Source organism: uncultured Muribaculum sp. (assembly GCF_910583865.1).
Lineage (GTDB): Bacteria > Bacteroidota > Bacteroidia > Bacteroidales > Muribaculaceae > Muribaculum.
On record NZ_CAJTYX010000035.1, the window covers coordinates 19,991 to 28,686 of the forward strand.

5 protein-coding genes are annotated in these 8,696 nt (G+C 56.9%); 3 read left to right on the forward strand and 2 right to left on the reverse strand.

Annotation, left to right across the window (positions count from 1 at the left end):
• Positions 1–51 precede the first annotated feature (51 nt).
• The gene (locus QZ303_RS08275) at positions 52–1,035 is read right to left on the reverse strand and encodes a FecR family protein (RefSeq protein ID WP_295731588.1); all 984 of its coding nucleotides are present in this window, start codon (positions 1,033–1,035) and stop codon (positions 52–54) included.
• A gap of 10 nt (positions 1,036–1,045) precedes the next feature.
• Entirely contained in the window at positions 1,046–1,663 is a 618-nt protein-coding gene (locus QZ303_RS08280; RefSeq protein WP_295731590.1) for a sigma-70 family RNA polymerase sigma factor, read from the reverse strand.
• A gap of 338 nt (positions 1,664–2,001) precedes the next feature.
• Here QZ303_RS08280 and QZ303_RS08285 point away from each other — a divergent pair, with 338 nt between their 5' ends.
• The 3 genes from QZ303_RS08285 to QZ303_RS08295 all read left to right on the forward strand — a co-directional run bounded on the left by QZ303_RS08285 (position 2,002) and on the right by QZ303_RS08295 (position 8,381).
• Positions 2,002–5,526, forward strand: coding sequence for a TonB-dependent receptor (locus QZ303_RS08285; protein WP_295731592.1), 3,525 nt, complete (start codon positions 2,002–2,004; stop codon positions 5,524–5,526).
• Positions 5,527–5,538: 12 nt separating this feature from the next.
• Complete coding sequence (locus tag QZ303_RS08290) at positions 5,539–7,263, forward strand: RagB/SusD family nutrient uptake outer membrane protein (protein ID WP_295731594.1); 1,725 nt, start codon at positions 5,539–5,541, stop codon at positions 7,261–7,263.
• 110 nt (positions 7,264–7,373) lie between these two features.
• Positions 7,374–8,381, forward strand: coding sequence for an endonuclease/exonuclease/phosphatase family protein (locus QZ303_RS08295; RefSeq protein ID WP_295731596.1), 1,008 nt, complete (start codon positions 7,374–7,376; stop codon positions 8,379–8,381).
• Positions 8,382–8,696: the final 315 nt, after the last annotated feature.

The following is an 8,696-nucleotide window of genomic DNA, read 5'->3' on the forward strand; positions in this document are numbered from 1 at the left end:
ACTGTCTCTATTGTCCTTAATCTCCTTATTGTCCCTATCCTCCCTATCCCCCTACTGTCTTTTCCTCAGCCTCACCCTCTCGGCATCCACGGCCACCTCCACACCGTAAGCCTTCCCCAGGATGGTCATCGCCTCGTCAAGGTTGTTCTTCGGCAGCGCGCCAGTGAATGTCATTCCTGCCATATCTTCCGGAGCCTCGAACCGCTTCGGATAGTAAAGCCCCATCCTCTCCAGCACATCGCGCAACGCCACGTCATAGAAATTCATCACGCTCCCGCCCATGTCGCTGGAAAAATCAGGCATACGCCTCATCGTTATCCTCCCCGTCGTACGGCTTATCGTCGCCAGACATCCGGGAGTCAGCCTGCAACGCTCGCCGCCCTTCATGCTCGAAAGCTCTATCGAGCCGGACTCCAGATACACCTTCGCTTCCGAGGCGCTGCGCCTCACATCCACGGAGAAAACCGTGCCGAGCACGCGCACGTCAAATTCCTCCGCATGCACCGTAAACGGGCTATCCTCGTTGCGAGCCACCTCAAACAGCCCTTCACCATCCCAGTCCACATCGCGCACACGGTCGTTGTAGCTCGAAAGGGAGTAGCGCAACTCCGACTCCGGCGCCATCCTCACCCGCGATCCGTCGGGAAGCACCGTCAACAACTCTTCGCCGACGCCGGTTTTAACAATCTGCTCACGGGCAATGACATTCTCATAGCGGTCCAGTCGCGACACTTTCACCCCCAACACCACCGACACGGCGATGACCACAGGCAACAACGCCGCAGCGGCCATTCCCGCGATAAACCACATGCGGCGACGGCGGCTACTGCGCCCGGCCTCCGCCACAAGCCGCTCGCACAGCGCCTCCGAGCAATCCGGGTCGAAACGCCACGTATCGTCGCCGACGACGGAGGAGAGACACTGATCCACTTCATCGTCGCTCATGCCGTTCACATCCTCGCGCAGCCGCCTCAGCTCGTCAGGCGAAAGCCTGTCGGAATGGAATTTGTCGAAAAGGTCTTTATCGGGAGTCATTGACTATATATTATATATGTGTATTTTGGTTATTTCCACTTACGTCATCCTGATGGCGCTCGTCACCGAGATAAGGACGCAGCCGGCTCTTCAGCAACTTCAGCGCCAGCGACAGCTGATTTCTCACGGTCTTTTCCGCTATCCCCAGCCGCGCAGCCATCTCACCGTTGGTCATCCCCTCGAACTTCGACAGTATGATCAGCGAGCGCATCCTCTCGGGCAACCCCGAAATCACCTTGCGGAACATAAGCATGAACTCCTCATACTCCATAGGAGGAGCGTCATCTCCCGCAATTGTGTTCTGGATCTCCACATAATCCTCATAGACAGGACTGTTCAGAAGGCGGCGGAACGCGTCGATCCTCCGCTTGCGGGCTATGTCATAGAGCAGGGCGCCCACTCCCATCTCAGGATCTATGCTCTCACGGCGGTTCCACAGAGCCATGAACACGTCATGCACCACCTCCTCCGCCTCCTGCCTCACGCGGATAGCCTCGAAGCAATATGCATACAACCTACCCGAGTATCTGCGATACACGGCCTCGAAAGCCTTTACCGAGCCGCCCTTGAGCAGGACGGCCAGTTGTCTTTCGGTTTCAGAAGGTTCGGAGGAATACACTGTTGGCATATAGCGGTTTATGCTATGTAATTATCACCGTGGAGCACAAAGTGCCGCGACAAAGTTAGCGCATTGTCCCACACCCTCAAAGCAAATCATAATAAAAGTAACCATATGTTTAAAAACATAAAAAATACCCGGGACAACTCCCCGCTCCGCCCGAATCCCTATTAAACCCCTCTCTACCCGACCGCCCCTACTACCCCCTAACCCTCCCTAATGCCCCTATCCGCCCCAATCTCTTTAATATACCTATTGTCCCTAATATCCCTAAAAAACCGCAGTGTTGGCGGCGGCAGCCGCCAATCCTCCTCCCCCGATTTTTCTTAACCCTTTAATACCTCAACATGTGTAAGTTCATTAGTAAGAGACTCGTCTCCCTGCTGTTGATGTGCGTAGCCATGGCCGGCATATGCGCCGCAGCCGTCTCCGACCAGCGCGTCACCGTCAACGTCGAGAACTCTACCCTCAAAAAACTCTTCAAGGACATCGAACGGCAGACCACCTACCGCTTCTCCTATCGCAACGACATCCTCGACAACAACAAGGATGTAACCGTCCGCATGTCCGACGTCCCGGTCAGCAAAGTCCTCGACGCGGCCCTCAAAAGCCGTCCGCTCACCTACGAGATTGTGTCGGCCAAGTCGATAGTCATATCAAGCAAGACGACACCGGCCGGCACCTCCCACCTTAGCACGGTATCCGGCACAGTCCTTGACAACACCGGCGAACCGGCTATCGGAGCCACAGTGATGGTCAAGGGCACCACCAACGGATGCTCCACCGACATCGACGGACACTACACTCTCACCGACGTACCCTCCGACGCCACCATAACGTTCTCCATGATAGGATGCACACCGCGCGAGATTCCCGCCTTCGACACCCACGCCCTCGCCTCGGTAGAGATGAAAGAAAACGCCTCCGTCCTCGATGAGGTCGTGGTCGTCGGCTACGGCACACAGAAGCGAGCCAACCTCACCGGCGCCGTAGCTACCATCTCCGCCGACGACATCAACAACCGCCCCGTATCCTCCGCCGCAGGCGCCCTGCAAGGTGCCGACCCCTCTGTCAACCTCACAATGGCTTCCGGACAGATGGACGCCGGATACTCTGTCAACATCCGAGGCACGACATCCATCAACGGAGGTTCGCCCCTGATCCTGTGCGACGGAATGGAGGTCAGCCTCGGGCAGATCAACCCCAACGACATCGAATCCATCTCGGTACTCAAAGACGCATCAGCCTCGGCAATTTACGGAGCCAACGCATCATCGGGCGTGATCCTGATAACCACAAAGAGCGGCAAAAACTCCGACGGCAAAGTCAACGTAACCTACAACGGACGCTTCGGATGGCGAAAGAACACCACCTCCACCGACTTCATCCACACCGGCTACGACCACGTGACCATGGTCAACCGGTTCTACCGCATAGCCCAGGGCAAGGACATGTGGGGATATGCCGACGAGGACCTCGCGATGCTCGAAGAGCGCCGCTACGATACGACCGAGCACCCCGACCGCCCGTGGACCGTCGAGCGCGACGGAAAGCTGTATTTCTACGGTAACTTCGACTGGTACGACTACTATTTCCGCAAGACACGCCCCGAACAGGAGCACAACGTATCCATCACCGGCGGAAACGCCAAGACAAACTACTATGTCTCGGGGCGATTCCTCCAGCAGGACGGTGTGTTCAACATCTACCACGACAAATACACCAACTACTCCTTCCGCATGAAGTTCAATGCAGAGATATTCCCGTTCCTGCGTTACTCCGGAGGTGCGAACTTCAACTACACCAACTACAAGTACGCCGGCTACTACAACGAGCAGCAGACAATACATGCACTCCAGAGCAACATCAACTCGGCAGTGCTTCCCAAGTCTCCCGACGGACAGACCATACAGTATGTAAACACAATGACAGGAGCAAACTCCCCTCTCGGAGCCGGACACGGGGGCTACCTCACTGACAACCGTTCCCGCAACTCCCGTGGGAACAAGGATATTGTGCTCAACAACCGGTTTGACATCGACATCTTCCGCGACCTCGTGGTGACGGCCTCCTACTCCTACCGCTACCGCAACCGCGAGCTGCGCCGCCGTGGCGTCCCGTTCGAGTATCTCGATAAGAGCGGCACTGTCAAGAAATTCACATCAGGCACCGTCGAGGACTTCTATCAGGAAAACCATTCATCCATCGACCGCCACTCCGTCAACGTATACGCCACCTACAGCCACACATGGGATAAGATGCACAACTTCAAAGCCGTGGCAGGTATGCAATATGAACATCACCGCACCAACGCCGTCAACACGCGCCGCAACGACCTCCTCACCGACGACCTCAGCTCGCTGAGCCTCGCCACAGGAGTGGCCACCGTCACTCAGGAAATCTCCGCCTACAAGACCCTCGGCTACTTCGCACGCGTCAACTACGACTACGACGGAAAGTACCTTCTGGAGGCAAGCGGACGCTACGACGGATCATCTCGGTTCGCACCATCCGACCGCTGGGGTTTCTTCCCATCGGCTTCCGCAGGTTGGCGCATGAGCCAGGAAAATTTCTGGCGCCCGATGCAGGAATGGTGGAACAACTCCAAACTGCGCGTGTCGGTCGGTTCTATCGGCAACCAGCAGGTAAGCAACTATGCTTATTTCGACAAGATCAGCACCGACAACTCCCTCGACTACACATTCGATGGCCTTGAGAAAGGATATTATGCCACCGTATCGGCCCCGATATCTTCAGGACTCACATGGGAGACTGTCACCACCTACAACTTCGGACTCGACCTCGGATTCTTCAACAACCGCCTGACGGCCACCGCCGACTTCTTCATCCGCGACACAAAGGACATGCTCACACATTCGGTGACGCTCCCCTCGGTGTTCGGCGCCACGACGCCAAAAGAGAACTGTGCCGACCTGCGCACCCGGGGATATGAACTGTATGTCAGCTGGAAAGACGATGTGCGACTGTTCGGACACAAGCTCTCCTACGGCATTTCGGCCACCCTTGGCGACTACTCTTCCGAAATCACGAAGTTCAACAATCCCGACAAGCTCATCTCCGACTACTATGTCGGCAAAAAACTCGGCGACATCTGGGGATACCGGGTGGCCGGACTATTCGCATCCGACGAGGAGGCCGCCGAATACCAGGCCCGCATCAACGACAAGGCCGTGAACCAGCGTGTCTACAACGCAAAGACGCAAGGCGACAACATGTTGCGCGCAGGCGACGTGAAATTCATCGACCGCGACGGCAACAACAAGATCGACGAGGGATCAGGCACTGTCGACGACCCGGGCGACAAGGTGATAATAGGCAACGAACTGCCGCGCTACAACTACTCGCTCCGCCTTGATCTCAACTATGTGGGCTTCGACGTGTCGGCATTCTTCCAGGGTGTGGGCAAATGCGACTGGATGCCCATACAGAACTCCTACGACTTCTGGGGTCCCTACGATTTCCCGTCGCTGTCGTTCATCCACAAGGACTTCCCGTCGCTGTGCTGGAGCGAGGACAACCCCGGAGGTTACTTCCCGCGTCAGCGAGGCTACCAGACCTACAGTTCGGGCGCGCTTTCAGTCCCCACCGACCGCTACCTCCAGAATGCCGCATATCTACGCCTGAAGAATCTCACGGTAGGCTATACCATACCTATCCCGAAGAACAGATGGCTACAGTCCGTAAGGGTCTACTTCACGGGTGAGAATCTCGCCTACTGGTCGCCGCTGAAGAAACACACCAAGACCGTCGACCCCGAGATGGCTACCGCCACCGGAACGTACAAATCCGGCTCCGGAACAGGTATAGGCATGTCGAAAAGCTTCTCTGTCGGAATTGATGTCAAATTCTAACCTTAAACTACAATGAAACCGTTTGCAACAAGACATATCCTCCCCTTCTGTGCCGCCGCGCTATTATCTTCCTGCGAGCTTACCCAGGCGCCGGAGGACACGATGGCACCTGAAAACTATTTCAAGAATGCCGCACAGCTCGAACTATGGACACAAGGCTACTACACCATGCTCGACGACGCCGACTCGTTCGTGACCTCCAACGCCGACGACAACATCGACAACTCCCTCGGCGACGTCATGATGGGACAGCGCGACGCCGCATCCACCTCAGGATGGAGCTGGGGCGCACTGCGCCGTATCAACTACTATTTCGAGCACAAGGCCTGCGGTGAGGATGTCAGCGCACATTACGATGCCGAAAGCCACTTCTTCCGTGCATATTTCTATTGGGTGAAGGTGCGCCGGTTCGGCGATGTCCCCTACTACGACAAGGTCCTGAAAGATGACGACACGGAGCTTCTGCGCAAGAAGCGTGACGACCGTGGCTACGTCATGGACCGCATCATGACCGATCTCGATGAAGCCTACCGCCTCGGCAACAAGGCCCGCGACCTGGTGAAGGTCAACAAGTGGACGGCACTCGCCTTGAAAAGCCGTGTGGCTCTCTACGAAGGTACATGGCGCAAATACCGCGGTCTACCGGATGCCGACAAATACCTCGACCTCGCTGCGAAGGCCGCCGAGGAGTTCATCGACAAATCCGGCTATAAGATCCAGCAGACCGGCACCGAGCCGTATCGCGAGCTGTTCAACGCCATCGATGCCAACAACACCGAGTTCGTGCTCGCACGCAAATATGGAACATCCGCCAAGCAGATGCACGGCATACCTTTTGCCATCATAAACAATAAGACCGGCTTCACCCGCCGCTTCATGAACCATTACCTCATGGCCGACGGAGCCTACTTCTCGGCACAGCCGGGATATGAGACCAAAGGGTATGTCGAGGAAACTGCCGGACGCGACCCGCGCATGGCACAGACTGTCCTATGCCCGGGCTACATACAGACAGGCGCCACAAAGGTAACGGCCAACAACCTCAACGCCCTCACCGGCTACCAGGCGATAAAATATGTCAACAAGAAGGACTACGACGGGGCGACCAAGGCATTCACCGACGTACCGCTCTTCCGCGCAGCTGAGGTCTACCTCAACTTCGCCGAGGCAAAGGCCGAACTGGGCACGCTCACTCAGCCCGACCTCGACAAGTCGGTCAACAAGATCCGCGACCGTGTCGGCATGCAGCACCTGTCGATGACCGACGCCAACGCCGATATCGACCCGCTGATGCTCGAATATTATCCCAACGTCACCCGGAGCGCCAATACGGGCGTGATTCTCGAGATTCGCCGCGAGCGCACCGTCGAGCTGTGTCTCGAAGGATTCCGCATGTGGGACATATTCCGTTGGAAAGAGGGCGAACAGCTCACAAAGCCATTCTACGGCATATATTTCCCCGCCGAGGGCGAGTATGACATGGATGGCGACGGCAAGAACGACCTCCTCATCTCTTCCGATGCCAAACCCACCACATGGAAAGGCACTTACAAGAAAATCGGCAAGGACATAGTGCTCACCGAAGGCAGCTCCGGCTATATCCGCGCGCTTCCCAACTTCAGCCTGACCTGGAACGAGGACCGCGACTACCTTTGGCCAATCCCCGCAAGCGAGCGCGTCCTCTCCGGGGGCGCCCTCTCGCAGAACCCCGGCTGGACCGACAGCACCAACTTCTAATGCAATAAATCGCTTTGCAAGACGCTCATCTAATGTAGGGATGCACCCCGGAGCATCCCTACATTAGAGCGTTTCGAAATACCCTCACGCTATATATCAACCTAAAACCAATGAAACCCACCCGCATCCTCCTTCCCGCGCTCATAGCCGTCGCAATAGCGCTTACGGCGGCCGCACCGCACCACGACACCTCTGTCGGCGCCCACGACAACGACTCCACCAACCTCCGCCTGCTCTACTGGAACATACAGAACGCCATGTGGTCGGGCCAGTGCGACGGCTACCGCGACTTCCTCGAATTCGTAAAGGAACAGAACCCCGACATATGCGTCTGGGCCGAGGCATCGACCAACTACCGCACAGCCTCCGCCGAACGCATCACCGATGACGCCGAGCGCCACTTCCCCGCGCATTGGGAAGAGTTCGCCGCACGCTATGGACACCCCTACGTCTACAAAGGCGGCCACCGCGACAACTTCCCCCAAGTAATTACCTCACGCTACCCTATCGAAAACGTCGAACGCATCACTGGCAACGCCGACACCGTCGTGAGCCACGGTGCCGGATGGGCTACCATCTGCAAGAACGGCCACAACGTCAACATCGTCACCCTCCACACATGGCCCCAGCGCTATGCATGGAACGTCGGCAAGGACGCCCGCAAGGCCGACGCGGCAGCCAACGGTGGCGACCGCTACCGCCGAACGGAGATGGAATACATCTGCCGCCACACCATAAGCACCCGTCCCGGTGCAGACACGCAGCTATGGATGATGATGGGTGACTTCAACGCCATATCGCGCCTCGACAACCGATTCTACCGCCTTCCCGCCGACACATCCGCGTTCCTCTGCCACGACTACGTGCTCGAAACCACACCCTATATCGACGTCATCTCCAAGAAATATCCCGACAGCCTCGTCTCTACCATCCACGGCGCGAAGCGCATCGACTACCTCTATTGCACCCCGCCGCTCTACAACTGCATAACCCGTGCCGAAGTAATCCGCGACGACTACACCACACCGCGCCGCGACCCGCAGAAACTCAGCAACTTCTGGCATCCCTCCGACCACTGCCCCATCCTCGTCGACTTCGACCTCTCCCGCCTCGACTGACCAATCCACCCTCCCCCTCCTCAACCCGATTATTTTAGCTTTGCCACCTCGGCGGTGTGTCGAAATTCGGCATACCGCCGTTTTTGTGTCCGGACGGGAGGGTGCTGTCAGTCATCGCGAAGCGCTCTGCTTTGCAGAGAATGGCCTCAGATGGTAGGAGCTGAGACTGAGGCTGATGGGAGCGTAGTTCCCTACGTGACCAAAGCCGAATGTCGATAGCGACGACCCAGATGAGCCATTATGACACACCCTCGCATTTATTTTTATTACTGTCCGCTAAACCATAAATCAGAGAGTCCAACATCTTGAAAGGCA